The sequence below is a fragment of the Inquilinus sp. Marseille-Q2685 genome, assembly GCF_916619195.1.
GTDB lineage: Bacteria > Pseudomonadota > Alphaproteobacteria > DSM-16000 > Inquilinaceae > Inquilinus.
The window spans coordinates 109,489-133,357 of sequence record NZ_CAKAKL010000009.1 but is presented as its reverse complement, the minus strand read 5'-3'; the positions used below and the strand labels follow the sequence as shown (position 1 = coordinate 133,357).

The following is a 23,869-nucleotide window of genomic DNA, read 5'->3' as shown; positions in this document are numbered from 1 at the left end:
TCCTCCCCGTCCCGCCGCCGTCGCCGGCGGCGGGTTGAACCGAATGACGACCTACCCTTCGAGCCAGCGCACCTCCTCGGGCGTCAGCGCGATGTCGAGCGCCTGCAGCGAATCCTCCAGCTCCTCCAGCGTCAGCGGGCCGATCAGCGGCAGGACCGGGAAGTCCTGGTGCAGGCACCAGGCCAGGGCCACCTGGTTCGCCGAGCGGCCGTGCCTAGCGCCGAGTTCCGCCGCCCGGTCGCGGCGGCGGAAATTCGCCTCGCCGTACCAGCAGCGCTCCAGCTCCGGGTCCTGGTGCTTGTCGCGGCCGGCGCGGTCGGTGAAGAAGCCGCGGGCCTGGCTGGACCAGGCCAGGAGCGGCATGCGCCGCTGCCGCAGCCAGGCCTTCCACTCCGCATCCGCCGCGGCGATGCAGCCGGGCCAGACCGGCTGGATCATCTCCGCCAAGCTGAAGTTGTTGCTGACCGTGGTGGGCGCCGCCTTGCCGTTGGCCCGAGCATAGGCGATCGCCTCGTCCAGCCGCTGCCGCGTCCAGTTCGACCCGCCCCAGGAGCCGATGCGGCCGGCCCGGATCTCGGCATCCAGCACATCGACGAACTCGCCGACCGGGATGTCCGGGTTGTCGCGATGCATCAAATAGAGGTCGAGCCGGCCGGTGTGCAGCCGGTCGAGCGATTCCGTCAGCTGGCGCGGGATCACGTCGGGGTAGCACAGCGGCGCATGCGCGCCCTTGCCGATCAGCACGATCTCGTCTCGCACGCCGCGGCTGGAGAGCCAGTGGCCGAGCACCCGGTCGGAGCCGCCGGCGCGATAGATCCAGGCGGTGTCGAAGGTGTTGCCGCCGCGCTCGAAGAAGCGGTCGAACAGCATGCCAGCCTGGCTGATGTTCTCGATCCCGACGGCGCCGATCGCCAGGGCCGAGGCCGGGCGGGACGCGCCGGGCAGGTCGATCCGGCGCATGGCGCCGGCGCGCAGCGGCCGGCCGTCGACCGGGCCGGTGCGCCGGGCCGGCGTCTCCAGCGCGTATTCCAGGCCGATCGCGGCGCGCCAGGCATCCATGGTCTTCAGGTTGCCGAGGCTGTCGGCCTGGCTCATGAAGGCCGCCTCGCGCTGCCCCGCCGCCACCGCGTCGCCGACCGCATCGGCCTCGAAGGCGTAGAGCCAGCCCGGCTCCTCGATCGCCACGGTCTCGGCCGTGCCGTTGGCCCGGGTGATGACGATGGCGCTGCTGCCGCCCTCCTTGCCGCTGCAGAACCAGGGCGAGGCGACCTCGATCCGCCCTTCGGTGCCGAAGATCCGCACCGTGTTCTCCAGCGCCAGCGACACGCCGGTCGCCACCTGGGCGACGATGCCGCCCGGGAACTCCAGCACCGCCGCGGTCCATTCGTCGACTCCGCTGCGGCCGAGATGGCCGGCCGCGGTGACCTTGACCGGGTCGACGAACGGCTTGCCCGAGGCGACGCCGGCGACCAGCCGCGCCATCGACACCGGATAGCCGCCGACATCGAGGATGCCGCCGCCGGCCAGGTCGTTGGCGAACAGGCGGTGGTCGGGGTTGAACTTGGCGGCGAAGCCGAAGCTGGCCTGGATCATCCGCACCTCGCCGATGGCGCCGCCCGCCACCAGTTCGGCCAGTCGCCTGGTCTGCGGATGGGCGCGGTACATGTAGGCCTCGGCCAGGAACACGCCGGCGCGCTTGGCCGCGTCGACCAGCGCCATGGCGTCGTAGGCGTTCACCGCGATCGGCTTCTCGCACAGCACGTGCTTGCCGGCCTCGGCGGCGCGGATGCCCCAGTGCACATGGCCCGGATGCGGTGTGGCGATGTAGATCGCGTCGACCTCGGGGTCGGCCAGCAGGGCCTCGTATCCGGCGTGGATCCGGGCGCCGGGGAAGGCCTCGGCCAGCCCCGGCTTCGCCGCGTCGCGCGTGCCGATCGCCACCAGCCGCCCGGTGCGCGACCGGGCCACGCCCCCGGCGAAGGCCTGGGCGATCCGCCCCGGCCCGAGAATGCCCCAACGCAGCTTCGCTTCCGTGCCCATGCCCGTCTTTCCGTCTGTCGAGAGTGTCATCAGCCCTTCACCGCCCCCATGGTCAGGCCGGCGATGAAGTGGCGCTGCATCAGGAAGAACATCACCACCGGGGGGATCGCCACAACCACCGTCGCGGCCGAAATCAGGTTCCAGACCGAAACATACTGGCCGCGCAGCGTGGCGAGGCCGAAGGTGACCGGCTTGACCGCGTCGCTCTGGGTCAGCACCAGCGCCCAGAAATAGTCGTTCCAGACGAAGGTGAAGGTCAGGATCGCCAGCGCCGCCAGGGCCGGGCGCAGCAGCGGCACCACCACCAGGCCGAGGATCTGCGCCGGCGACGCGCCCTCCGCCCGCGCCGCCTCGAACAGCTCGTGCGGCAGCCGGGCGATGAAGTTGCGCATGAACAGCGTGGCGAAGCCGGTCTGGAACGCGATGTGGAACAGAATCAGCGCGGCGAATGTGTCGTAGAGACCCAGCTGCACCATCAGGTCGCGCACCGGGATCATCAGGATCTGGTGCGGCACGAAATTGCCGCCGACGAAGATCGCGAAGACCAGCATGTGGCCCGGAAAGCGGTGCCGCGACAGCACGTAGCCGGCGAAGGTGCTGAGGATCAGCACGCCGATCACCGAGGGCACGGTGATGATCAGGCTGTTCAGCATGAAGCGCAGCACCGGCGTGTCGGCGAAGACGGCGCGGTAGTTCTCCAGCAGGTCGATCCGGCTGGGCCAGCCCCAGTAGTTGCCGACCGCCAGGTCGTCCAGGTTGCGCACCGAGGTCAGCAGGATCGCCAGCAGGGGCAGCAGCCACAGCAGCAGCACCAGGCCGACGGAGCCGCGATAGGCGATGCGGGCGCCGGGACCGGCGCGGTCGATCGGCAGCGGATACATCAGCCGCCCCCCGCCTCGACCCGCACCATGCGGCGCAGATACCAGGCGATGAACACCGACATGATCACGAACAGCACCGAGGCGATGGCCGCGCCGTAGCCGAAGCGGTAGCTGAAGATCGCCTGCTCGTACATCTGGTAGGCGAGGACGGAGGAGGAGCCGAACGGCCCGCCCTGGGTCATCACCGCCACCAAGTCGAAGCTGCGCAGCGCGCCGATCACGGTGACGGCGATGGCGATGAAGGAGACCTGGCGCAGCTGCGGCAGCACCACGTTCCAGAACATCGGCCAGCCGCGGGCGCCGTCGACCCGCCCGGCGCCCAGCACGTCCTCGTCGAGGTTGTTGAGGCCGGCCAGGAACAGCACCATGCAGAAGGTGATCTGCGGCCACAGCGCGGCGGCGACCACGGCGAAGGTGACGAAGCGCTCGTCCGACAGCAGGGCCGGCGCCTCCGCTCCCACCGCCTGGAAGATCAGGGCCAGCAGGCCGAAGGTCGGGTCGTAGAACCAGGTGAAGACGACGCCGACCGTGACCGGCGCCAGCACCAGCGGCACGAAGAACAGCGACTTGACCAGCCGCATGCCCCGGATCTTCTGGTTGAGGAAGATGGCGAGGCCCAGCCCGGCGGCCGGCGCCAGCAGGAACAGCACCAGCCAGATCAGGTTGTTCTGCAGCGAGACATAGAATTGCGGGTCGTCGATCAGCTCGCGGTAATTGGCCAGGCCGATCCAGACCTTCTCGCCCATGCCGTCCCAGTCGTGCAGGCTGATCCACAGGCTCTCGGCCGTGGACTGCACGATCACCACGCCGAACAGCACGCCGCCGGGGAGGAGGAACAGGACCGGCCAGATCCAGTCGCGATGGCGCCGCCAGCGCCGCCGCAGCGTCCCGCTGCCCGCCCCCTGCGCGGTAATCGGCGCGGCCAGGCTCATGCCTTGAACACCCGCTTGCGGGTGTTCTCGAGCCGCTGGAGGATCGCCTGGCGTCGCTGCGGCGCGACCATGAACTCCTGGAACGCGTTCAGCCCGGCCTGGGCCATGTCCGGGTCGGTGTCGCGGTCGTAGAACTGCGAAGTGCCCTTGGCCGCCTGCAGCGTGTCGATCACCGACTGCATCAGCGGGTCGACCTGCATCTTCACGTCCTTGCGCGCCGGGATGTTGCCATCCGGCTGCAGATAGGCGCCGAGATTCTCCGGCCGGTAGAAATAGGCCAGGAAGTCGCGCGCCAGCTCCTTGTTCTTGGCCCGGGCCGGGATGTGGATCGAGTTGACCGAGAACTCTTCGAACGGCCCGACGCCCGGCTGGATCTGCGGGAAGGGGATGAAGGCCAGCTGCCCCACCTGGTCCTCCGGGAACACCCGGCGCACGAAGTTGCCGAGGAAGAACATCGCCGCCTTGCCCTGAATCAGGAACGAGGCCGCCTGCTGCCAGGAATAGGAGGTGTGGTTCGGCAGGTAATAGTTGCGCTTGATCAGCTCCTCCCACCGGTCGAACACGGCGGTCAGCTCCGGGTCCAGGTAGGTCGCCTGACCGTCCATCAGCCGCATGTGGTAGTCGAGGCCGTTGACCCGCAGGTTCAGGTAGTCGAACCAGCCGGCGGCGGGCCACAGCTCCTTGGTGCCGATGCCGAGCGGCACCAGCCCGGCGGCGGCCGCCTTGTCGCAGGTGGCGATCAGCTCGTCCCAGGTCTTCGGCGGCGTCAGCCCGTGCTGGGCGAAAACGTCCTTCCGGTACAGCATCCCCCAGGCGGAGCCGCCGGTCGGCAGCCCGTATTGCCGGTCGTCGACGCTGACGGTCCGGGTCATCACCCCGAGCAGGTCGTAGTACTTCTCGCGCTGGAACAGGTCGGTGATGTCGTCGAACAGCCCGCGCTTGACGAAGGCGCGCATGCGGTTGCCGCTGAACCAGAAGCAGACGTCGGGCGGGCTGGTGACCAGATAGTTGCGGATCGCGGTCTTGTTCGATTCATGGTCGATGCCGTTGATCGTGACCTTGACCCCGGTGTCGCGCTCGAAATCGGCGGCGATGCGGTCGACGGCGGGCCGGTTGTTGGTGGCATCGCTGATCATGGTGATCTCGCGCGCCTGGGCGATCGCCGGCCGCGCCAGCAGCGGGCCGGCGGCCGGGGCGCCCGCCCCCGCGGCCATGGATTTCAGGAGGGTACGGCGGTCGCTGCGGGTGACGGAACGAAGCCTCTCCATGCGGCTTCTCCCTCGCCGTTTAATTTTTTCGTTTTACGAATTTATCAGACCGGCTAGGGTGGGCCCTGTCAAGATCGAAAAATCGGACCATTGCCGAGAATTCGAAACAATATGGCCCGGACGGTGGGATGGAAGCGCTGAATCGAGACCAGGCGAAGCCGTTCGCCCCCGCGATGCATCGAGATCGGGCCATGGTGCGCCGCACCATAAAATTCGGATCATGACCGAATGAAGACCGCCGATCCGGAGCTGATGCGGGCGATCAACCGCTTCCACGTGCTGGACGTGGTGCGGCGCTACGGGCCGATCTCGCGGGTCGAGATCGTGCAGCGGACCGAGCTGGCGCCGGCCACCATCTCGGCCATCACCGGCGGGCTGATCGAGGAGAACCTGATCCTGGCCCGGGCGGTCGAGGGCGTCGGCACCGCGGCGCGTGGCCGGCCGCGGGTGATGCTGGAGCTGAACCGCGAGGCCGCCTTCGTCTGCGGCGTCAAGCTGGCGCCGCACCAGATCAGCATCGCCGTCACCGACTACAAGGCCGATGTCGTGAAGACGCTGTCGCTGCCGATCCGCGTCGCCCGCCAGGCGCCGGAGGTGGTGGCCGACATCCTGGAGGACGGCATCCGCCGCTGCGTCGGCGACGCCGACCTGGCCCTCGACCGGTTGGGCGGCATCGGCATCGGCCTGCCCGGCTTCATCGACGGCCGCAACGGCCTGTGCGTCTGGACCCCGATCCTGGGGGCGCCGGACGTGCCGCTGGCGGAGATGGTGCGCGGGCGCCTCGGCGTGCCCACGACCGTCGAGAACGACGTCCACCTCGTCACCCTGGCCGAGCACTGGTTCGGCCACGGCCGGGACAGCGACAGCTTCGCCGTGGTGGCGGTCGAGGATTCGGTCGGCCTCGGCCTGTTCCTGAACGGCGACGTGCATCGCGGCGCGGCCGGGATGGGGACGGAGTTCGGCCACACCAAATACGCGCCCGACGACGGGCTGCCCTGCCGCTGCGGCCAGCGCGGCTGCATCGACGCCTATGTCTCCGACCACGGCATCGTCACCCGCGCCCGCGCCCTGCTGGGCGCCGAGGCCGGGGCGATCACCCCCGACGACCCGCGCGCCATCGGCCGGCTGCGCGAGATGGCGCGGGCGGGGCGGGCCGAGATCCGCGCGCTGTTCGAGCAGGCCGGCGCCATCCTGGGCTTCGCCGTCGGCAACCTGATCACGCTGCACAGCCCGCCCAAGGTGATCGTGGCCGGCAGCGCCATCCAGGCCCGCGACCTGATGGAGCCGGCGTTGCTGGCCGCCATCGACCGCGTCGTGCCGCCGCCGCTCCGGCGCGGCACCGAGATCATCCTGCATGAATGGAGCGACGACGCCTGGGCCCGCGGCGCGGCCAGCCTGGTGCTGCGGCAGCTCTACGAAGCGCCCTGGAACGGCCAGGGCATGCCCCGATAGCGGAGAGGACCATGAGCGACAGACCGGTCGGCGTCGGCATCATCGGCTGCGGCGTGATCAGCGGCGCCTATCTGAAGGCGGCGCCGAACTTCCCGATCCTGCGGGTCAAGGCCTGCGCCGACCTGAACCCCGAGGCGGCGCAGGCCAAGGCGGCCGAGTTCGGCATCGCGGCGCAGAGCATCGAGCAGCTGCTGGCCGACCCCGAGATCGAGATCGTATTGAACCTGACCACGCCGCAGGCGCATGTGCCGGTCGGGCTGCAGGCGATCGCCGCCGGCAAGCATGTGCATGCGGAGAAGCCGCTGGCGGTCAGCGTCGCCGAGGGCCGCACCCTGCTGGAGGCCGCCAGGGCCAGGGGCGTGCGCGTCGGCAGCGCCCCCGACACCTTCCTCGGCGCCGGGCAGCAGACGGCGCGCGCCCTGATCGACGCCGGGCGGATCGGCCGGCCGGTCGCCGGCACCGCCTTCATGATGGTGCCGGGGCATGAGCGCTGGCACCCGAATCCGGACTTCTATTACGCCAAGGGCGGCGGCCCGCTGTTCGACATGGGCCCCTACTACCTGACCACGCTGGTCAACATGCTGGGCCCGGTGGCGCGGGTGACCGGCACGGTCGCCGCGGCCTACACCGAGCGCCGCATCGCCAGCGGGCCGCGCGCCGGCCAGATGGTGCCGGTCGGCACCCCGACGCACATCACCGGCACGCTGGCCTTCGCCTCCGGCGCGGTGGTCACCATGGTGATGAGCTTCGACATCCCGGCCCACCGCCACGCGCCGATCGAGATCTATGGCGAGACCGCGTCACTGAGCGTGCCGGACCCGAACACCTTCGGCGGCGAGGTGCTGGTCTCGGTCGACCGCACCGAGTGGAAGGCCGAGGCGACCGGCCACGCCTACGGCGACGGCAACTACCGGATCATCGGCGTCGCCGACCTGGCCCATGCCATCCGCACCGGCCGGCCGCACCGCGCCAATGCCGAGCTGGCCTTCCATGTGCTTGAGGTGATGGAAGCGGTGGAGCGGTCCGGCCGCGAGGGCCGGCCGATCGAGATCGAGAGCCGCTGCGAGCGGCCGGACCCGATGCCGGTGGAGCCCGCCTTCGGCCGGGCCGCCTGAGGTTGCGAAAGGGAGATGGAGCGATGACGAGGCAGGCGCTGATCGTCTGGGGCGGCTGGAACGGCCATACCCCCCAGGAATGCGCGGATGTGGTGGCCGGGATGCTGCGCGGAGACGGCTTCGAGGTGTTCATCGAGGACACCACGGAGGCCTTCGCCGACCCGGCGCTGAAGGACATGCACCTGATCGTGCCGATCTACACCATGTCGACGATGGAGAAGGAGGAGGTCACCAACCTGACCGCCGCGGTCGAGAGCGGGGTCGGCCTCGCCGGCTTCCACGGCGGCATGTGCGACGCCTTCCGCAACGAGGTCGCCTACCAGTTCATGACCGGCGGCCAGTGGGTGGCCCATCCCGGCAACATCATCGACTACCGGGTGCGGGTGACCCGGCCGGACGACCCGGTGATGCAGGGGATCGAGGATTTCGCCTACCGGTCCGAGCAGTACTACATGCATGTCGACCCGAACAACGAGGTGCTGGCCGAGACCACCTTCGGCGGCGAGCACGCGCCCTGGATCGCCGGCCACACCATGCCGGTGGTGTGGAAGCGCCGGCACGGCGCCGGCCGGGTGTTCTACAGCTCGCTCGGCCACCGGGTGGAGGAGTTCGAGAACCGGTCGATGAAGACCATCCTGCATCGCGGGCTGCTGTGGGCGGCGCGGGAAGCCTGAGACAACCGCGCGCTTGCGCCTGTCACGGCAGAGTCGGTAACACCAGGGGCTGGACCCATCACGCCGGACCAGCCGCTTGCCCGACGCCCGCCAGCCCGAGATCCAGCACGACGACCCCGGCGCGCCGGCGCCCGCCGAGGCGAAGCGTCGTCGGCGTTTCTCGGAGGTGCTGCAGGATCTGGCCGCGGAGGGCGGCGAGCGCATCGCCATCGCCGACATCCTGACCGCCTTCGGCGACCGGGCGTTCGGCGCGCTGATGCTGGTCTTCGCCGCGCCGAATATCCTGCCGACGCCGCCCGGCACCTCCTCGGTGCTCGGCGCGCCGCTCTTGTTCATCACCTTCCAGCTGATGATCGGCCGCCCGGTGCTGTGGCTGCCGCGGCTGATCACCCAGCGGTCGGTGGCGCGGGCCGATTTCGCCCGGCTGGTCGGCCGCATGGTGCCCTGGCTGGTCAAGGCCGAGCGGCTGCTGCGGCCGCGGCTGTCGATCCTGATCGGCCCGGTGCCGGACCGCTTCATCGGCGCCGCCTGCCTGCTGCTGGCCATCATCCTGTTCATGCCGATCCCGCTCGGCAACATGGTGCCGGCGCTGGCGATCTCGGCCTTCGCCATCGGCCTGGTCGAGCGCGACGGCATCGCCGTCTCGGCCGGGTGGGCGGTCAGCGCCGTGGCGGTCGGGATCCTCGCCGCCGTCTCCGCCGCCTTGTGGGCCGCGCTGCGCGCCTTCCTGCAATCGCTGCTGGGCGTGTCGATCTGAACGTCAGGCGGGCAGGTCGGCGATCCGGGTGACCACGCGGATGCACAACGGCTCGCGCCGGCCGCGGATCGCCACCTGCTCGGCGCGGAAGGCCGACAGGTCGGCGCCGGCGTGGTCGAGCAGGGTCTGGGACACCACCAACTCCGCCGCGTAGCCCTTGCACAGCCCTTCCAGCCGGCTGGCGGTGTTGACCGTGTCGCCGACCGCGGTCAGGCCCTTGACCCCGCCATAGCCCATCTCGCCGACGATGGCCGGGCCGACATGCAGGCCGATGCCCATGCGCAGCGGCTCCTTCAGGTCAGAGGCCAGGGCCTCGTTCAGCTCGGCCAGCCGCGCCGCCATCCGCCGGGCGGCGTCGAGCGCCTGCCGGCTGCCGGCGTCGCGCCCGGCCTCGACCCCGAACAGCGCCATCACCCCGTCGCCGATGAACTTGTCCACCTGCCCGCCCGCCGCCTCGATCGCCTGGCCCATGGCGGCGAAGTACCGGTTCAGCAGGAACACGACGTCATAGGGCAGGCGGTGCTCCGACAGCCGGGTGAAGCCGCGCAGGTCGGCGAACAGCACCGCGATCTCGCGCTCCTGCCCGTGGCGGTGGCCGGGGCCCTGGAAGCCGTCGCGCGCCGTTGCCGTCGGCGGCAAGAGCGGCGTCACCTCGAGATCCTGCACCGGTCGGATCTGGCAGGCCAGCCGCACCCCTTCGGGCGCACCGATCCGCTGCAGCACCCGCGCCTCCTCCGGACCCGGCGGCGGCAGGTGCTCGCCGCCCAGCCCGACCCGCACCCGGCAGGTCGAGCAGCGGCCACGGCCGCCGCAGACCATCGCCTGGGGAATGCCGGCGGCGCGGATGATCTCGAGCGCGGTGGCGCCCGGGATGATGTCGAGCACGCGGGTGTCGCGGTAGTACAGCTTGGGCCCGCCGCGGCGGGCCCGGATCGCGCGCAGGACCGGCCCGGCGAAGGCGGCCAGGACGAGCGCCAGGATGGCGATCCGGGTCCACAGTGCCCCCTGGGCGGCGAAGGCCTGCGCCTCCGGCGTCAGCTTGATCGAGCGGTGCAGGTCCTCGAGCCAGCCCGGCTGGGCCGCGAGATCCCGGACCTGCAGCCCGGCCGAGACGAAGCCGGCCAGGCCGAACGCCGGGATCAGTAGGGCGGCGGCGTAGAGATAGGGCAGCGCCTTCGGATACCAGGGCTTCAGCCGCAGCCAGTAATGCACGCCGATGCAGCCATGGCCCCAGGCGACCAGAACCACCACCGCCTGCTGCAGCGCGACCAGCGCGTTGCCGCCCCACATCGCCGACAGCACGTAGCGATAGGGCGTGCCGACGCCGAACCGCTCGAAGGCGACGACGGTGCCGAAGACGTGCGCGGCCAGCAGCAGCGGCACGGCCAGGCCGAGGCCGAGCTGCACCGCCTGCCAGGGCTTCAGCCGGAAGCTGTGCCGCTGCCAGATCGACACCAGCGCGTTGGCGATATGGATCAGGAAGGCGGCCGCGAGCACCGTCAGGCCGGGCTGCCTCTCCCACACCAGGATGAACAGCCCGAGGCCGCGCTCCATCGCATCCAGCGATATCAGCCCGGCCGCATGGTTGATCAGATGGGTCGCGAGGAAGACGAAAAGGACCAGCCCGCTCGGCAGCCGCAGCCTCTGCAGCCACGCCCCGGCCCGCGATCCGGGGGACTCGGCACCGTGAAGGTCGCTCAGTTCAGCGGACCGGAATAGACCCAGGTCTCCACCGTGTCATGGGCGCGGAAAGCCGGGACCTCGGGGTGGTGATAGACGAAGACGCGGATCGCCGCCTCGAGCGCCACCGAGCGCGGCGCGCCGCGGGCCACGAGCTCGCTGTAGGCGCGGGTCACCGCCTGTTGGCAGCGGCAATCCGCCGAGCCGTCCGGAAAGGGCTGGTCGCCGAAGCCGCAGCCCTCAGGACTTCTTTTTCCGGCCATAGAGTTCCAGCCTGTGATCGACGAGTTCGAAGCCGAGCCGCCGGGCGATCTTCTCCTTCAGCGCCTCCAGCTCCTGGTCCTTGAACTCGATGACCTCACCGGTTTCAAGATCGATCAGGTGGTGGTGATGCTCGAGATTGACCTCGAAGCGGGAATAGTTCTCGTTGAAGTCGTGCCGCTGCACCAGGTTCAGCTCGTCGAGCAGATGCAGGGTGCGGTATACGGTCGCGATGCTGATCGACGGATCGATCTCGCGGGCCCGGTGATAGACGGTTTCGACCGACGGATGGTCGAGAGACTCGGTCAGCACCTGCAGAATGACACGACGCTGATCGGTCATCTTCAGGCCGGCGGAGACACATCTCTCCTCGAGCGTCATGGCTCAAACCCTCTTTAGCCGCGGAACTGCTGGCGGATTTAGAGAGATTACAGATCGCAGCGGCGCTTGGCATCCGAAAATGCGCCGCAGCCCACCGGGAGGACGGCCATGGGCGACCTGTTCGCGCTAAACCCCCATACCCCGCCCTCCGTGCGGCCTGCGCCGGTTCAAGACGCCGGCAGGGCAGGAGCCGCGCGCGGCGCGATGCAGCGCATCGGGCAAGCGCGGCGACGCCCCCTGCCGGCGTCTTCAACCGGCCCGAAGGGTTGCCTTGCGGCGGGCGCCTGCGGCCCCGGGCGGCTCGACCGTATGTCTCGATACGCTCTTCGCCGCCCGGAACCGCATTCACCTCGCCGCAAGGCAACGCAGGCCGCACGGAGGGCGGGGTATGGGGGTTGAAATGAGCATCCACGGCTGGATCGCGCTGGGCATCGCCGTGATCGGCATCGTCGCCCTGAACCTCGGGCTGATGCACCTGGCCCGCAAGAAGCACGATTCCCATTACGACCCCGACGACGACGCCCCCTGAGCGGCGGCCGCGGCGGCGTCCCCCGGCCGGTCGAGGCTGCGGGTCAGCACCATCCGGTGCGGGAACGGGATGTCGATGCCGACCTCGTCGAAGCGCCGCTTCATCCGGCGGTTGAACTCCCGCATCACGCCCCATTGCTTGGCCGCCGGCGTCTTGATCCGCGCCTTGATGGTCACGGCGCTGTCGCCGAACTTGTCGAGGCCGATGATCTCGATCGGCGCCAGGATGTTCGGCGCCCATTCCGGATCGAGCTGCATCTCGCGGCCGAGGTCGCGCAGCACCTCGATCACGCGGTCGACATCCTGCTCGTAGCCGATGCCGATGTTGAACACGGCGAAGGAGAAGTCCTTGGTCATGTTGATGATGGAGGTGACGGAGCTGAACGGCAGCGTGTGCACCGCCCCGGTCTCGTCGCGCAGGCGGATGGTGCGGATGGTGATGCTCTCGACCACGCCGCTGTCCGAGCCGATCTGGACCACGTCGCCGACCGACAGCGTGTCCTCGAACAGGATGAAGACGCCGGTGATGACGTCCTTGACCAGAGTCTGCGCGCCGAAGCCGATGGCCAGGCCGACCACGCCGGCGCCGGCCAGCAGCGGCGCGATGTTCAGCCCGACCTCGGACAGCACCATCAGCACCACGACGGTGATCAGCAGCACCAGGAAGGCATTGCGCAGGAGCGGCAGCAGGGTGCGGGCCCGGGCGCTGCGCTGCACCAGGTTGCCCGAGGCGTCGTGCCGGTTCAGGTGGTATTCGATCAGCTGGCTGACCGCCTCCCACGCCACCAGCGCCGCCACGATCACCAGCAGGATGGCGCCGGCGCTGGCCAGCACGGACCGGCCGGTCTGGGTCTCCATCCAGGCGATGCCGCCGAGCTGCCAGACCTCGAGCAGCACCAGGACGCTGACGATGGCGACGACGACCTTGAGCGCGGTGTCCAGCACCGGCAGGTAGCGGTTGGCGCGGTGCTCCAGCCCGGGGAAGCGGGCCTTCAGCTCCGGCCCGATCGAGAAGGCGCGGTGGATCAGCCGCGGCCCGTAGGCGGAGACCAGCCGCGCCGCCACCAGGACCAGCACGGTCAGGAGCGTGGCCCGGATGACGAAGGCGAAGCCGCCATTGATGCCGAGCGCCCAGATCGCGAAGGTGACCACGACATAGGCGATGGCGATCAGGTGCCAGACATCGGCCAGCCGCCGCCGGGCGGAGCCGACGGCGCGGGTGACGCCGGCCTCCTCGCCCTCCGCGGCGCGGCGCCGGCGGCCGCGCAGCCAGTCGGCGACCGGCTGCCGGTTCTGCAGGATCAGCACCACCAGCATCGCCGCGACGGCCAGGCCGATCAAGTATTTCAGAGCGGTCAGGCTGCCATAGGGCAGGCCCAGCACCACGGCGGTGGAGACGGCGAGATAGCCGAACACCAGCAGGTAGATCAGCCGCTTGGCCCAGACATAGAGATAGCCGGCGGTCTCGTCGCCGACCGGTACCAGCCGCAAATGCGGGTGTTCCGGCGTCAGCACCAGCCGGATCAGCATTAGCGCCACCCCGCTGATGATCGCGGCGTTGACCAGCGCCAGCACGATGGTGCGGACGAACCAGGGCGGGTCCAGCACCACCGCCATGGCATAGGCCCCGAACACGAAGGCGATCAGCGGCAGGAAGTCGAGCACCGCCTGGGCCAGCAGCAGCGGGATCTTGCCCCAGAGCGTGGCCGGGGCCTTGCCGTCCAGCGCCGCGAAGGGCCGTCGCAGCAGCAGCCGGACCAGCCAGCCGGCGGCGATGCCGGCCAGGACGACGCCGACGACGTTGAGGAACACCACCCCCCAGCGCTCCCGCGCCGCCGGGTCGGACAGCTGGTCCCTGGTCCAGGTCGCCAGCTCCGGCAGCCGCGCCAGTGTGGCCCCGATCTCGGCGACCGCACCGGTGACGTCGCGCACCTTGTCCGAGACCACGACCAGGGCCTGGCTGCCGACCGTCTCCAGCGCGCTGCGCTCCTCCTGCTGCTGCGCCTGGGCCTGGAGCAGCAGTTGCAGCCGGGCCACCAGATCGGCCCGCGCCTTGTCGTCCTGCAGCGTGGCGATCAGCGCCTTGACCCGCTCCGGGTCGGCCGGCTGGTCGGACGCGGCGGGCGGACCGGACGTCCCCGGCACCTGGCCAGCGGCGAGGCCGGGCGCGAGCAGGACGAGGAGGAGAAGCAGCGGGCGGAGCAGTCGGATCATCGGCTCGGTCGGGCTGTGGACGGGCGGTGTTCCGGATCGGCGTCCCATCCTTCCCCGCCCGGCCCTCTGGATCAACCCGCGTATCGACGCCATCTTGGAGGCATCCTGACGCGAAGCGGCAAGGGAAGGCGACGATGGCGGACGATCTCGGCTCGGTCCGGCCGAAGCTGGTCGAGAGCAAGCAGCGCTGGGCGCGCGAGGGCCGACTCTTGACCGGCGCCAGCTCCGATCCGGAGCGGGACCGGCTGCCGCCGGGCCAGCGCCTGGTGGACCACTGGCCGGTGCTCGATCTCGGCGTGCAGCCGGAGATCCCGCTGGACAAATGGCGGCTGACCATCGACGGGCTGGTCGAGGCGCCGACGGTGTGGCGCTGGGACGACATCCTGGCCCAGCCGGAATTCGAGGACGTGTCGGACATCCACTGCGTCACATCCTGGTCGCGCTTCGACAACCGCTGGCGCGGCGTCTCGGCCCGGCACCTGCTGTCGCTGGTGCGGCCGAAGCCCGAGGCCCGGCATGTGATCTTCCACAGCTACGACACCTACACCACCAACGTCGCCCTCGACGCCTTCGCCGAGGCGGACGTGCTGCTGGCGACCCATCACGACGGCGAGCCGATTCCGGTCGAGCATGGCGGGCCGCTGCGCGTGATCATGCCGCGCTGGTACTTCTGGAAGAGCGCGAAATGGGTGAAGCGGATCGAGTTCGTCGCCGCCGACCGCCCCGGCTTCTGGGAGGAGCGCGGCTACCACAACGAGGGCGACCCCTGGCAGGAGCAGCGCTACGGGTGAGCCTTCCGCACCACTCCTTCCGTTGTCATTGCCGGGCTCGACCCGGCAATCCGGGGGCCACTCAGAGCGGCCTCGACATTCCCTGGATGCCCGGGTCAAGCCCGGGCATGGCAGATAAGGGAGCAGGCCAGCCTCAGCGGGGCAGGAGCGTGCGCAGCGATTCCGCGCCCGGATTGCTCTTCTGCCCCTGGAAGATCACGCGGGCCGGGGTGCCGAAGCCGTAATAGGCGTCGTTCTTGCCCTGGTCCTCGCTGATCACCGTGCCGTCCAGCGTGCCGCCGGCGAACAGGCCCTTGTTCTGCGAGAAGGCGTACATGTCGGCATTGGTGTTCAGCCCGGTCGAGGCGCCGACGCCGGCGCCCAGGGTGAACAGCGATCCCGACAGGTCGGCGCCGACGGTGAAGCTGCTCTGCTCCACCGCCCGCAGGCCCTTGTCGGTCATGATCGTCAGCACCAGCTGCGAGACCTGGCCGCCGATCTGCAGGCCGAGCGTGCCGCCGCCGACACCGTAGAAGGCCGGGTAGCTCCAGTTCCCGTCCGGCAGCCGGACCATCATCACCGCATTGCCGCCGCGGCCGCCGAGGATGAAGCCGCCGCGCAGCAGCTCCGGCGCGATCAGCACCGCCTTGGCGCCGCGGATATAACGCGGCAGCTGCGTCAGCTCCGGCGAGGACAGCAGCGCCTGCAGCGCGGCGCGGCTCTCGTCGACCAGCAGCTGCGCGTCGCTCGCCGTCGAGGTGTTCGAGCCGCAGGCGGCGAGGGCGCCCGACAAGGCCAGCCCGGCGGTCGACGCGCCCGTCAGGCGGAGAAACTTGCGGCGGTCGATCATGGTCGGGCTCTCCTCAGATTCCACATGAAGAATCGTGGTGTAGCGCACAACAATCAATACATCTTTTCCGTTCCGAATGGCAGATTCAAGGCGACGACTCGCCAGCTTTCCGCGCCCGAGGACGACCGGATCCGGTCGATCCGGGTCAGCGACAGGGTATCGATAACGAGGCGGAGCGCGCGTTCGCCGTCGAGATCCAGCGCCAGCGCCGCCGCGGCGCGGATGGTGCCGGCATGGGCGACGGCGACGATGTCGCGCTTCGCATGGGCGTCGGACAGGGCCAGGATCGCGGGCTGCACCCGGCGCAGCACCGCGTCGAAGCTCTCGCCGCCGGGCGCGGCATGGGCGGAGGGATGCGACCAGAACGGATCGTGCCGCGGCAGCGCGTCGTAGACCTCGCGGCTCGGCCGGCCCTGCCGGGCGCCGAAACCCTGCTCGATCGGCGCCGGCTCGACCGCCGGCACGGCGGCCTCGCCCATCGCCGACAGCAATGCCGCCGCGGTCTCGGCGGTGCGCCGCAGCGGCGATTGCAGCCAGACCGCCCGGCGCGGCAGCCGGCCGGCAAGAGCGGAGATCGCTGCCGCGTCGCCGGTGTCGGCCGCAAGATCGAGCCGGCCGTAGAGCAGCTTGTCCGGATTCACCACCGGGGCGTGGCGGACCCACCACCAGCGGGTCGTGGTCATGCCGCCGCCGCGGCGCACAGCACCGCGGCCTCCGCCAGCTGCTGGGCGGCGCCGAGCACGTCGCCGGTCTGGCCGCCGATGCGCCGCCGCGCCAGCCCGGCCAGCGCCCAGACGGCGAGCGCCGCCAGGGCCGCCGCCGCGAGCCCGTGCCGCAGCCCGAGCAGCAGCAGGGCGAAGCAGACAGCCAGGCCGAGGGCAGCGAAGACGGCCTCCGGGGGCGGCCGGCCGGCGCCGGCGCCGAGCCCGTCGGAGCGGGCCGGGGGCAGCCAGGCCAGCAGCGCCGGGGCCGTGGCCCGCGACACCGCCCCGGCCGCAGCCATCGCAGCAACCCCGGCCCAGGGCGTGAAGGCCGCCGCCAGGGCCGCGGCGCGCAGCCCGACCGACAGCACCAGGGCCAGGGTGCCGTGGCTGCCGATGCGGCTGTCGCGCATGATCTCCAGCGTGCGCTCGCGGTCGCGGCCGGCGCCGAAGCCGTCGGCGACGTCGGCCAGCCCGTCCTCGTGCAGCGCCCCGGTCAGCAGCGCCTGGCCCGCCAGCGCCAGCAGCGCCGCGACCAGCGGCGGGGCGCCGAGCCAGAGCGCCAGCGCCCAGGCCAGGCCCGCCGCCGCGCCGATGCCGGCCCCGGCCAGGGGGAAGAGCCGCATCGACCGGGCCAGCGCGTCGGCCGGCGCGTCCGGCGGCCAGCGGACCGGCAGCCGGGTCAGGAAGCAGGCGGCGACGCGCAGATCGCGCAGCAGGTCGTCCATGACACCCGGTTAGCCGGTCCGGCCCTCGTCGGCAAGCCGCTCAGATCAAGCGCTGGATCGCCCGCTTGCGCCACACCAGCCGGTAGAAGGCGATCTGGCCGAGCGCCATGACGATGAAGGCGACCGGATAGGCGATCCAGATGCCGTCGATGCCGATCTGGCGGCTGAGCAGCCAGGCCACCGGCACCTCGACGCCGAGGATGGCGAAGAGCGAGATCGCCGTCGGCGCCAGCACCGTGCCGCTGGCCCGCATCACCGCGGCGACCACGCCGGCGACGCCGAAGACGATGTAGCTCCACAGCGTGATGTGCAGCAGGTCCTGGGCCAGGTCGATCACCGGCGGGCTGGTCAGGAACAGGCCCATCAGCGTGCGCGAGAACAGGTAGCAGACCGCCACCAGCCCGCCGGTGACGGCGAGGTTGAGCAGCAGGCCGGTGCGGGTGATGGCGCCGAGCCGGCCGGCATCGCCGGCGCCGATCGCCTGGGCACCGAAGATCGAGGCGGTGATGGCGATCGAGATCGCCGGGAACTGGACGTAGCTGACCACCTGGTTGACCGCGCCATAGGCGGCGGTGGCGTCGGAGCCGAAGCCGTTGACGAAGGACAGCACCGCGACCTCGGCCAGCGACACCAGCACCAGCTGCACGCCCGAGGGCAGGCCGATGCGCAGCACCGCCCGCAGGATCTTCGGGTCGATCCAGAGATGGCGCAGCAGGACGGCGTCCGGCGCCAGCGCATGGCCGCGGCGGCGCAGATGGAAGGCCAGCCAGGCGAGGGCAGCGAGGAAGGAGACGATCGAGGCATAGGCGCCGCTGAGCACCCCGACCTGCGGCAGCCCGGCCCAGCCGCGGATCAGCGCCGGGGTCAGCACCAGGCCGATCGCGGTCTGCAGCGCCAGGACCAGGAGCGGCGTCATGGTGTCGCCGACGCCTCGCATCATCGAGGTCATCAGGATGAAGACGAACAGGCCCGGCATGGCGACCAGCATGATCCGGGCATATTCCGTCGAATCGGCCAGGATGTCGGCCGGGGTGCCGACCGCGGCCAGCAGCGACTGGGTGAAGGCGCCGCCGAACAGGGCGACCACGAGCCCGGCCAGGATGGTGACGGTGAGCGCGGTGCCCGCCACCGCCTTGACCTTCTCCGGCTCCCGCGCGCCCCAGGCCTGGCCGATCAGCACCGAGGCGCCGGCGCCCAGGCCGATGATGAAGGAGATGAAGAAGAACAGGATCGGGAAGAAGGCGGACACGGCGGCGAGCGCCCCCACCCCGATCATCTGGCCGAGATAGATGTTGTTGACCGTGCCGGACAGCCCCTGCAGCACGTTGCTGAGCATCATCGGGCCGAGGAACAGCAGGAACGCCTTCCACAGCGACGGGGCGGGCACGGGGGCGGCGTCGGCGCCGCGCTCGATCGCGTTCGACATGATGGTCCCCTTCAGGCCGAATGCGGCGCGTCGGCCGGCCCGCCCCCGGTCAGCGGGCCGGCCGGCGGACACCCTGGAAGGCGGCGCCGGCCGGGACGGATGGATCGGCAATCTGCAGGGTCATGGCGCCCCTCCCCGCAGCGCGACGGATGCCGTGGCTTATCCCCGCCGGAAACGGCGCCGTCAATTATGCCCGGGTAAAAATGTCGCTGCCCGGCAGCGACACGGCGGCCGGCCGCCCGTTCCCCCCGATCCCGGGGGGTTGAGAGGCACCCCCTGGTCGCCGGACACTGTGACTCTCGGAGGCACCTCTGTTGCGGAGCTCGACCCTCCGGCGGCGACGGCTCCTTGCAGATGGGGCGCGCCGCGCAAGGCGCACGGCGCGACGCACACTTCGCCGTCGCGATCGTGGGATCGGCGGGCGCATGCCCGGCCGGACAACGACAAGAGCTGTCGGCCAGATCCTGAACGGCATCGACACGCTTGTGCGGAGCAATGACCCGTCCTGACTGCAACAGGGGACCGCCTGCGCCGACGCGGCCAGGCCGTTCGCCCCAATAGGAGATTTTTGATGGGTACCTATTACGGCACGAACTTCAACGACGTGATCTACGGATCGGTCGATGGCGACGTCATGTACGGCTATGACGGCAACGACTCTCTCTTCGGCTTCGAGGGCAACGACGTCCTCTACGGCTATGCCGGCAACGATTATCTCTACGGCTATGCCGGCAACGACTATCTCTACGGCCATGCCGGCGACGACTACCTCTGGGGCGGCGCCGACAACGACTTCCTGCAGGGTGGTGACGGGGCGGACATACTGTCCGGCGGCACCGGCATCGACACCGTGGACTACAACGGCGCCGCCGGGGTCTACGTCAACCTGGCCACCGGCTACGGCTACTACGGCGAGGCCGCGGGCGACCGGCTGTATGACATCGAGAACGTCCAGGGCACCGGCGGCTATGGCGACACCCTGATCGGGTCGGCCGTCGCCAATGTGCTCTCCGGCTACGGCGGCAACGACTATCTCTACGGCAATGACGGCAACGACACGCTGTACGGGATGGGCGACAACGACTTCCTCCAGGGCGGCAACGGCGCCGACTGGCTGGATGGCGGCGCCGGCATCGACACCGCGGACTACAACGGCGCCGCGGGAGTCTACGTCAACCTGGCCACCGGCTACGGCTACTACGGCGAGGCCGCGGGCGACCGGCTGTTCAATGTCGAAAACGTCCAGGGCACCGGCGGCTATGGCGACACCCTGATCGGGTCGGCCGTCGCCAATGTGCTCTCCGGCTACGGCGGCAACGACTATCTCTACGGCAATGACGGCAACGACACGCTGTACGGGATGGGCGACAACGACTTCCTCCAGGGCGGCAACGGCGCCGACTGGCTGGATGGCGGTGCCGGCATCGACACCGCGGACTACAACGGCACCGCCGGGGTCTACGTCAATCTCGCCACCGGCTACGGCTATTACGGCGAGGCTGCGGGCGACCGGCTGTTCGGCATCGAGAACGTCCAGGGCACCGGCGGCTATGGCGACACCCTGATCGGGTCGGCCGTCGCCAACGTGCTCTCCGGCTACGGCGGGAACGACTATCTCTCCGGCGGCGCCGGGGCGGACACGCTCAATGGCGGCAGCGGCATCGACGCGGCCGATTACTACGGCAGCACCGCCGGGGTCTATGTCAGCCTGGCCACCGGCTACGGCTACTACGGCGATGCCGCGGGCGACCGGCTGTACGACATCGAGACCGTTTACGGCAGCGCCAGCTACGGCGATACCCTCATCGGTTCCGCCGTCGCCAACGTCCTGTCCGGCTACGGCGGTAACGATTTCCTTCAGGGCGGCGCTGGGGCGGACACCCTGTATGGCGGCGCCGGCATCGACACGGCCGACTACAACGGCGCCGCCGGCGTTTATGTCAACCTGGCCACCGGCTACGGCTACTACGGCGAGGCCGCGGGCGACCGGCTGTACGACATCGAGAACGTCCAGGGCACCGGCGGCTACGGCGACACCCTGGTCGGGTCGGCCGTCGCCAACGTCCTGTCCGGCTACGGCGGCAACGACTATCTCTACGGCAATGACGGCAACGACACGCTATACGGGATGGACGGCAACGACTTCCTTCAGGGCGGCAACGGCGCCGACTGGCTGGACGGCGGTGCCGGCATCGACACCGTTGACTACAACGGCGCCGCGGGAGTCTATGTCAACCTGAGCACCGGCTACGGCTACTACGGCGAAGCCGCAGGCGACCGGCTGTTCAATGTCGAAAACGTCCAGGGCACCAGCGGCTATGGCGACACCTTGATCGGGTCGGCCGTCGCCAACGTCCTGTCCGGCTACGGCGGCAACGACGCTCTCTATGGCTACGCCGGAAATGACACCCTATATGGCATGAGCGACAACGACTACCTCTCCGGCGGCGACGGCAACGACATCCTCTCCGGCGGGGCCGGCAGGGATACGCTTGCCGGAGGCGGCGGGGCTGACCGCTTCGTCTTCTCCGCGCCCAGCGAGAGCGCGGTCGCGACGCCGGACCGCATCCTCGACTTCAGCCACGCCCAGGCCGACCGGATCGACCTCTCGGCCATCGATGCCAACACCGGCGTGGCCGGCAACCAGGCGTTCACCTTCGGCGGCGCTGGCGCCGGCGCGCTGACCTATGCCTTCAGCGGCACCGACACGGTGATCTCCGGTCATGTCAACGGCGACGGAATCGCCGATTTCCGCATCGTTCTCTCCGGCCACATCGCCCTGGTGGCGGCCGACTTCGTGCTGTAACGGACGACATCCTGGATCCCTCGAGGATGGGAAATCACCTTAAAGACTTTCCCATCCTCGTCCAGGATGAGTCACAATATAGTATGCGGCAGCAAAATCAGACTGTGGCCGCCGAAAGACCACAAACAGCGACAATAATGCCAGGATCGTCCGCCGGCTCTCCGCCGGCGGGCGATCACCGCATCCTTTGGGCCTTCAATTTTGGTTGAAGCGATTTCTCTTGATCTGATCGGCCGGATTTATGGGGCGGCCATCGGGAACGAGGCTTGGGAGACGGTGTTCGACCGCCTGTCCGAGTTCCTCGGCGGTCGGAGAACCGCATTCCCCCGCCTCCACCCGCCCCGCCCGCCGCCCGCGGCCGCGCCCCATCGCCCGCCGGCGCCCGCGGCCGATCGCCCCCGACCGCCGCTGCTTCATTTGCCGATCGGATCGGTCTTCATCGGCGGCGAGCCGGTGCCGGGGACGCCCGGCGCAGGCACCGGGTTCTACCATGAGGTGCTCAGGCCGTGGGGCCTGCTCAACGGCCTGTACTGGCTTGGCTTCGACCAGCACCGATCCGCCGCCCTCCTGACCCTGTGGCGGCCGCCGCGCGGCTCCGGCTGGAGCGAGAGGCAGCTCTCGATCCTGCGCTGTCTCGCACCCCATCTCGAATCTGCCCTCGTCATCGAACGCCGCCTGGCCGCGGCGCAGCGGGCCGCCGGCGCCCTGCCGCCGGCGCCTCCGGCCCTGACCCGGCGCGAGCGGGACTGTCTGCTGCTGGTCGCCCGCGGCGCCTCCAACAAGGAGGCGGCGCGCCGCCTCGGCTTGTCGATCTACACCGTCGAGGGCCACATCAAATCCGTGATCCGCAAGCTTCAGGCGACCAGCCGCACCGGCGCCGTCGCCACCGCGCTCGCCCTCGGCCTGCTCGACGAGTGAGCGCCTCCGGGAGCGCGACTCTCCGGTTGAGTGGGGCGATGCTCTGTATATAAATACCTGTTTACTTATCCCCCAAGCCGATGCCCCGCCCGCGCACCATCCCCGACGAAGCCCTGCTCGACGGCGCCCTGGCGGTGATGCGCCGGGCCGGGCCGGACGGCATCACCTTTGCCGCGGTGGCGGCCGAGACCGGGCTGTCCGGGGCGACGCTGGTGCAGCGCTTCGGCAGCAAGGCGGCGCTGGTCCAGGCGGCGTTGCTGCGCGCCTGGGACCTGCTGGACGCCCGCACCGAAGCGGCCGATGCCGCGGCCCCGCCGGGCCCGGCCGGTGCGGTCGAGATGCTGGTGGCGCTGTCCGGCGACTACGGCGCCGAGGACGATTACGCCGAGGGCCTGCTGGTGCTGCGCGAGGACCTGCGCGATCCGGCGCTGCGGCGCCGCGGCGCCGCCTGGGGCGAAGCCCTGGCCGCGGCGCTGGGCCGGCGCCTGGCCGATGCCGCCGGCCCGCGGCCGGATCTCGGCCGGCTGATGGCGGCGCAGTGGCAGGGCGCCCTGCTGTGGTGGGGCTTCGAGCGCGGGCGGTCGCTGCCGCAGGCGGTGGCCGCCGAGCTGGAGGCGTTCTGCCGGATCGTCGTCCCCCCGGCCGATCAGAACCCCAGCCTGTCGCGGCTGCGCGGATCCTCGACCCGGCGCGACTCGTAGATCCCGCCCAGCCGCGCCGCCCGCCGCCAGGGCCGCGCCTTCTCCAGCGCCACGGCGAAAGCCGGGTCGCCGCGGTCGAGCGTGCCGAAGACGAGATCGGATTCGCCGTCCCGGCCGGCTTCGGCCAGCACATGGCCGTTCGGCCCGATCAGCGCGGCGGGCAGCTCCCGGCTGCAGCGCGCCGGGTTGGCGAGGGCGATCCAGAGGCAGGTCGCCGCCGCATGGCCGCGCGCCAGGGCGCCGAAGACGGGGTCGCGGGAATAGGCCGAGACCAGAACGGCGTCGACGCCCAGCGCCTCGTACTCGGCGAACAGCTCGGGGAACACGTTCTCGATGCAGATCGCGCAGCCGAAGGTGAAGCCGTCCACCGCGAAGGTCAGCGGCGCGGCGCCGGGCGAATACCAGTCGCTGATCTCGGTGTGCGAGCAGCGCCGCTTGTCGTAGCGCCCCGCCGGCACGCCGGCGTCCGAGATCACGTAGAGGCTGTTGTGCGGCCGGTGCGGCGGGGGCAGCGGATGGGCGCTGCCGAGCACCACCCAGAGGCCCAGGCTGCCGGCCAGGGCCGCCGTCTCCGCCAGCTCCTCGCGCAGCGCCGGCCAGTCGACCTGGTCCCAGGCGGTGATCTCGGACTTGGCGTAGCCGGAGGCGGCGCCCTCGGGGAACTGCACCAGCCGGGCCCCGCCGGCGGCGGCGCGGCGCATCAGGCCGCGGACCTCCCGGCCGTTGGTGCGGATGTCGCGGTCAATCCGGCTCTGGGCGATGGCGATCCGCAGCGGGCCGGCCATC

General features: G+C 70.5%; 22 protein-coding genes. 9 read left to right on the top strand and 13 right to left on the bottom strand.

Going from position 1 to position 23,869, the window contains the following annotated elements:
* Positions 1-51: 51 nt before the first annotated feature.
* The 4 genes from LG391_RS29520 to LG391_RS29505 are packed head-to-tail and all read right to left on the bottom strand — an operon-like array spanning position 52 to position 5,121.
* Complete coding sequence (locus tag LG391_RS29520) at positions 52-2,040, bottom strand: aldo/keto reductase (RefSeq protein ID WP_225771809.1); 1,989 nt, start codon at positions 2,038-2,040, stop codon at positions 52-54.
* A gap of 29 nt (positions 2,041-2,069) precedes the next feature.
* Positions 2,070-2,921, bottom strand: a complete 852-nt coding sequence (locus LG391_RS29515) for a carbohydrate ABC transporter permease (protein WP_225771807.1) — start codon at positions 2,919-2,921, stop codon at positions 2,070-2,072.
* Complete coding sequence (locus tag LG391_RS29510; RefSeq protein ID WP_225771805.1) at positions 2,921-3,853, bottom strand: carbohydrate ABC transporter permease; 933 nt, start codon at positions 3,851-3,853, stop codon at positions 2,921-2,923. Before LG391_RS29510 ends, LG391_RS29515 begins: the two co-directional genes overlap by 1 nt.
* Positions 3,850-5,121: an ABC transporter substrate-binding protein gene (locus tag LG391_RS29505; protein WP_225771803.1), complete on the bottom strand. Its 1,272-nt coding sequence runs from the start codon at positions 5,119-5,121 to the stop codon at positions 3,850-3,852. The genes LG391_RS29510 and LG391_RS29505 overlap by 4 nt, the downstream gene beginning before the upstream one ends.
* Before the next feature lie 228 nt (positions 5,122-5,349).
* Here LG391_RS29505 and LG391_RS29500 point away from each other — a divergent pair, with 228 nt between their 5' ends.
* From LG391_RS29500 to LG391_RS29485, 4 genes are all read left to right on the top strand, one after another.
* Positions 5,350-6,573 carry an ROK family protein gene (locus LG391_RS29500; protein ID WP_225771801.1) on the top strand — a complete coding sequence of 408 codons (1,224 nt, stop codon included), beginning with the start codon at positions 5,350-5,352 and terminating at the stop codon, positions 6,571-6,573.
* An 11-nt stretch (positions 6,574-6,584) separates the two neighbouring features.
* Entirely contained in the window at positions 6,585-7,688 is a 1,104-nt protein-coding gene (locus LG391_RS29495) for a Gfo/Idh/MocA family protein (RefSeq protein WP_225771799.1), read from the top strand.
* A gap of 23 nt (positions 7,689-7,711) precedes the next feature.
* Complete coding sequence (locus LG391_RS29490; RefSeq protein ID WP_225771797.1) at positions 7,712-8,362, top strand: ThuA domain-containing protein; 651 nt, start codon at positions 7,712-7,714, stop codon at positions 8,360-8,362.
* A 76-nt stretch (positions 8,363-8,438) separates the two neighbouring features.
* Positions 8,439-9,119 carry an exopolysaccharide biosynthesis protein gene (locus LG391_RS29485; RefSeq protein WP_225771795.1) on the top strand — a complete coding sequence of 227 codons (681 nt, stop codon included), beginning with the start codon at positions 8,439-8,441 and terminating at the stop codon, positions 9,117-9,119.
* Positions 9,120-9,122: 3 nt separating this feature from the next.
* On the opposite strand, the gene LG391_RS29480 is transcribed toward LG391_RS29485, so the two are convergent.
* The 3 genes from LG391_RS29480 to LG391_RS29470 all read right to left on the bottom strand — a co-directional run bounded on the left by LG391_RS29480 (position 9,123) and on the right by LG391_RS29470 (position 11,441).
* Positions 9,123-10,673 (bottom strand): adenylate/guanylate cyclase domain-containing protein, encoded by a 1,551-nt coding sequence (locus LG391_RS29480; RefSeq protein ID WP_225771793.1) that lies wholly within the window; start codon positions 10,671-10,673, stop codon positions 9,123-9,125.
* Positions 10,674-10,816: 143 nt separating this feature from the next.
* The gene (locus LG391_RS29475; protein ID WP_225771791.1) at positions 10,817-11,062 is read right to left on the bottom strand and encodes a hypothetical protein; all 246 of its coding nucleotides are present in this window, start codon (positions 11,060-11,062) and stop codon (positions 10,817-10,819) included.
* Positions 11,040-11,441, bottom strand: coding sequence for a Fur family transcriptional regulator (locus LG391_RS29470; RefSeq protein WP_225771789.1), 402 nt, complete (start codon positions 11,439-11,441; stop codon positions 11,040-11,042). Before LG391_RS29470 ends, LG391_RS29475 begins: the two co-directional genes overlap by 23 nt.
* A gap of 400 nt (positions 11,442-11,841) precedes the next feature.
* On the opposite strand from LG391_RS29470, the gene LG391_RS34790 reads away from it, so the two are divergent.
* Positions 11,842-11,970 carry a hypothetical protein gene (locus tag LG391_RS34790; RefSeq protein ID WP_255646924.1) on the top strand — a complete coding sequence of 43 codons (129 nt, stop codon included), beginning with the start codon at positions 11,842-11,844 and terminating at the stop codon, positions 11,968-11,970.
* Here LG391_RS34790 and LG391_RS29465 read toward each other — a convergent pair.
* Complete coding sequence (locus LG391_RS29465; protein WP_225771788.1) at positions 11,943-14,183, bottom strand: mechanosensitive ion channel domain-containing protein; 2,241 nt, start codon at positions 14,181-14,183, stop codon at positions 11,943-11,945. The two genes, LG391_RS34790 and LG391_RS29465, sit on opposite strands and share 28 nt — an antisense overlap.
* 134 nt (positions 14,184-14,317) lie before the next feature.
* Between LG391_RS29465 and LG391_RS29460 the strand changes: the two genes are divergently transcribed.
* Positions 14,318-14,974, top strand: a complete 657-nt coding sequence (locus tag LG391_RS29460; protein WP_225771786.1) for a sulfite oxidase-like oxidoreductase — start codon at positions 14,318-14,320, stop codon at positions 14,972-14,974.
* A gap of 133 nt (positions 14,975-15,107) precedes the next feature.
* Here the strand turns inward: LG391_RS29460 and LG391_RS29455 are convergent, their stop codons facing one another.
* From LG391_RS29455 to LG391_RS29440, 4 genes are read right to left on the bottom strand one after another with little or no spacing between them, the layout of a single operon-like run.
* Complete coding sequence (locus LG391_RS29455; protein WP_225771784.1) at positions 15,108-15,803, bottom strand: lipid-binding SYLF domain-containing protein; 696 nt, start codon at positions 15,801-15,803, stop codon at positions 15,108-15,110.
* A gap of 53 nt (positions 15,804-15,856) precedes the next feature.
* Positions 15,857-16,486, bottom strand: a complete 630-nt coding sequence (locus LG391_RS29450) for a histidine phosphatase family protein (RefSeq protein WP_225771782.1) — start codon at positions 16,484-16,486, stop codon at positions 15,857-15,859.
* A complete protein-coding gene (gene cobS, locus LG391_RS29445) occupies positions 16,483-17,232 on the bottom strand; it encodes an adenosylcobinamide-GDP ribazoletransferase (protein WP_225771780.1) in 750 nt (249 codons plus the stop codon). Before cobS ends, LG391_RS29450 begins: the two co-directional genes overlap by 4 nt.
* A 40-nt stretch (positions 17,233-17,272) precedes the next feature.
* The gene (locus LG391_RS29440) at positions 17,273-18,658 is read right to left on the bottom strand and encodes an MATE family efflux transporter (RefSeq protein ID WP_225771778.1); all 1,386 of its coding nucleotides are present in this window, start codon (positions 18,656-18,658) and stop codon (positions 17,273-17,275) included.
* Between the two features lie 571 nt (positions 18,659-19,229).
* Here LG391_RS29440 and LG391_RS29435 point away from each other — a divergent pair.
* The 3 genes from LG391_RS29435 to LG391_RS29425 all read left to right on the top strand — a co-directional run bounded on the left by LG391_RS29435 (position 19,230) and on the right by LG391_RS29425 (position 23,083).
* The gene (locus tag LG391_RS29435; protein WP_225771777.1) at positions 19,230-21,464 is read left to right on the top strand and encodes a calcium-binding protein; all 2,235 of its coding nucleotides are present in this window, start codon (positions 19,230-19,232) and stop codon (positions 21,462-21,464) included.
* A gap of 417 nt (positions 21,465-21,881) precedes the next feature.
* On the top strand, positions 21,882-22,382 hold the full coding sequence (locus LG391_RS29430; protein ID WP_225771775.1) for a helix-turn-helix transcriptional regulator: 501 nt from the start codon (positions 21,882-21,884) through the stop codon (positions 22,380-22,382).
* Positions 22,383-22,462: 80 nt separating this feature from the next.
* The gene (locus LG391_RS29425; protein ID WP_225771773.1) at positions 22,463-23,083 is read left to right on the top strand and encodes a TetR/AcrR family transcriptional regulator; all 621 of its coding nucleotides are present in this window, start codon (positions 22,463-22,465) and stop codon (positions 23,081-23,083) included.
* On the opposite strand, the gene LG391_RS29420 is transcribed toward LG391_RS29425, so the two are convergent.
* Entirely contained in the window at positions 23,029-23,868 is an 840-nt protein-coding gene (locus tag LG391_RS29420) for a carbon-nitrogen hydrolase family protein (RefSeq protein ID WP_225771771.1), read from the bottom strand. The genes LG391_RS29425 and LG391_RS29420 overlap by 55 nt on opposite strands.
* Between the last annotated feature and the right edge of the window lies 1 nt (position 23,869).

What these genes read in the sequence shown, in the direction of transcription:
- cobS (WP_225771780.1), bottom strand. Translation starts at nt 17,232, where the DNA reads ATGGACGACCTGCTGCGCGATCTGCGCGTCGCCGCCTGCTTCCTGACC.
- LG391_RS29440 (WP_225771778.1), bottom strand. Translation starts at nt 18,658, where the DNA reads ATGTCGAACGCGATCGAGCGCGGCGCCGACGCCGCCCCCGTGCCCGCC.
- LG391_RS29460 (WP_225771786.1), top strand. Translation starts at nt 14,318, where the DNA reads ATGGCGGACGATCTCGGCTCGGTCCGGCCGAAGCTGGTCGAGAGCAAG.
- LG391_RS29510 (WP_225771805.1), bottom strand. Translation starts at nt 3,853, where the DNA reads ATGAGCCTGGCCGCGCCGATTACCGCGCAGGGGGCGGGCAGCGGGACG.
- LG391_RS29500 (WP_225771801.1), top strand. Translation starts at nt 5,350, where the DNA reads ATGAAGACCGCCGATCCGGAGCTGATGCGGGCGATCAACCGCTTCCAC.
- LG391_RS29435 (WP_225771777.1), top strand. Translation starts at nt 19,230, where the DNA reads ATGGGTACCTATTACGGCACGAACTTCAACGACGTGATCTACGGATCG.
- LG391_RS29520 (WP_225771809.1), bottom strand. Translation starts at nt 2,040, where the DNA reads ATGGGCACGGAAGCGAAGCTGCGTTGGGGCATTCTCGGGCCGGGGCGG.
- LG391_RS29420 (WP_225771771.1), bottom strand. Translation starts at nt 23,868, where the DNA reads ATGGCCGGCCCGCTGCGGATCGCCATCGCCCAGAGCCGGATTGACCGC.
- LG391_RS29480 (WP_225771793.1), bottom strand. Translation starts at nt 10,673, where the DNA reads ATGGAGCGCGGCCTCGGGCTGTTCATCCTGGTGTGGGAGAGGCAGCCC.
- LG391_RS29425 (WP_225771773.1), top strand. Translation starts at nt 22,463, where the DNA reads ATGCCCCGCCCGCGCACCATCCCCGACGAAGCCCTGCTCGACGGCGCC.
- LG391_RS29465 (WP_225771788.1), bottom strand. Translation starts at nt 14,183, where the DNA reads ATGATCCGACTGCTCCGCCCGCTGCTTCTCCTCCTCGTCCTGCTCGCG.
- LG391_RS29490 (WP_225771797.1), top strand. Translation starts at nt 7,712, where the DNA reads ATGACGAGGCAGGCGCTGATCGTCTGGGGCGGCTGGAACGGCCATACC.
- LG391_RS29450 (WP_225771782.1), bottom strand. Translation starts at nt 16,486, where the DNA reads ATGACCACGACCCGCTGGTGGTGGGTCCGCCACGCCCCGGTGGTGAAT.
- LG391_RS29475 (WP_225771791.1), bottom strand. Translation starts at nt 11,062, where the DNA reads ATGGCCGGAAAAAGAAGTCCTGAGGGCTGCGGCTTCGGCGACCAGCCC.
- LG391_RS29455 (WP_225771784.1), bottom strand. Translation starts at nt 15,803, where the DNA reads ATGATCGACCGCCGCAAGTTTCTCCGCCTGACGGGCGCGTCGACCGCC.
- LG391_RS29505 (WP_225771803.1), bottom strand. Translation starts at nt 5,121, where the DNA reads ATGGAGAGGCTTCGTTCCGTCACCCGCAGCGACCGCCGTACCCTCCTG.
- LG391_RS29470 (WP_225771789.1), bottom strand. Translation starts at nt 11,441, where the DNA reads ATGACGCTCGAGGAGAGATGTGTCTCCGCCGGCCTGAAGATGACCGAT.
- LG391_RS34790 (WP_255646924.1), top strand. Translation starts at nt 11,842, where the DNA reads ATGAGCATCCACGGCTGGATCGCGCTGGGCATCGCCGTGATCGGCATC.
- LG391_RS29495 (WP_225771799.1), top strand. Translation starts at nt 6,585, where the DNA reads ATGAGCGACAGACCGGTCGGCGTCGGCATCATCGGCTGCGGCGTGATC.
- LG391_RS29515 (WP_225771807.1), bottom strand. Translation starts at nt 2,921, where the DNA reads ATGTATCCGCTGCCGATCGACCGCGCCGGTCCCGGCGCCCGCATCGCC.